Here is a 1,311-nt window from a genome sequence, read left to right on the forward strand (position 1 = left end):
GGCGATGGGCGCGGCGACGGTGGCGGGGAGCTCGGTGGCGAGCGCGGCGGGCTCGACGGCGGCCGGCCCCGGGGCTGCAGCGGGCTCGACGGCTGCGTCACCTACCGACGCCGACGTCCGCCGCTCCTTCGTCCGCGCGTGGGTGACATAGAGTGCGAGCCCCACGAACAGCAGCCCGCCGACGAGATTGCCTGCGACGGTCGGGATCTCGTTCCACACGAGGTAGTCGCCGAGCGAGAAGTCACCGCCCAGCATGAGGCCGCTCGGGAACAGGAACATGTTGACCACGGAGTGCTCGAAGCCCATGTAGAAGAACAGCATCACGGGCATCCACATGGTCAGCGCCTTGCCGCTCGCGCTGGTGGACATCATCGCGGCGACCACGCCGGTCGAGACCATCCAGTTGCACAGCACGCCGCGGAAGAACAGCGTGGCCATCCCGGCGGCGCCGTGCTCGGCGTATCCGAGGGTCCGCGCCTCGCCGATCTCGCCGAGACGCTGGCCGACCTCGTCGGGGGCGACGTTGAAGCCGTAGGTGACGATGAACGCCATGAGGAACGCGACGGTCAGCGCGCCGGCGAAGTTCCCGATGAAGACCAGCCCCCAGTTGCGCAGCAGCCCGCCGAAGGTGACTCCGCGGCGCTTGTCGAGAAGCGCCAGCGGCACGAGCGTGAACACGCCGGTGAGCAGGTCGAAGCCCAGCAGGTAGAGGAGGATGAAGCCCACGGGGAAGAGCACGGCGCCGAGTAGCGCGCTGCCGGTCTGGACGGTGACGGTGACGGCGAAGGCCGCCGCGAGCGCCAGGATCGCCCCTGCCATGAATCCGCGGATGAGCGTGTCGCGGGTGGACAGGTGGACCTTCTTGGCGCCGGCGTCGATCATCGCGCGGGTGAAGTCCGGTGGTTGGACGTAGGACACGGGTGCCTCCAGCTGTGCTGCGGTGGGTCGTCGTACCGTGTCGAGTCTGGGCGGGCAGTGTGTCCGGACCGTGTCCCTGTTGTGTGGATCGGTAACTCTTTGCTCACCGCCACGCGGGCCGCTGGTGAAGGCCGGTTCCGGACTTGCCCCGTGTCGCGCCTCTTCAGTCCCGCGCCGCGCCTCCGCCGGTGTAGTCGCGGCCCAGAGTGCGTCCCCGGTACGGCGCGGAGGCGTCGTCCATGGGCGCGGGTTCCTCGACCCGCGGGCGGCCGAGTACTGCCGGGGCGACCTTGACGGGTTCGCCGATGATGGCGGTGGTGTTGGTGGCATTGGTCAGGTAGCTCGCGGGCGTGTGACCGCGCCTGTCACTGTTCTGGCCCGCGTTGGCCGCGC

Annotated in this window: 2 protein-coding genes; both read right to left on the bottom strand. The window is 69.7% G+C overall.

Features of this window, described 5'->3' with window-relative positions; all coding sequences use genetic code 11:
• On the bottom strand, positions 1-918 hold a 918-nt coding region (locus tag G6030_RS08705), incomplete at its 3' end, for a formate/nitrite transporter family protein (protein WP_182642861.1).
• 163 nt (positions 919-1,081) lie between these two features.
• The coding region (locus G6030_RS08710; RefSeq protein WP_182642862.1) for a hypothetical protein at positions 1,082-1,311 on the bottom strand (230 nt) is incomplete at its 5' end.

The sequence above is a fragment of the Dietzia sp. E1 genome (assembly GCF_014145015.1).
Classification (GTDB): domain Bacteria; phylum Actinomycetota; class Actinomycetes; order Mycobacteriales; family Mycobacteriaceae; genus Dietzia; species Dietzia cinnamea_A.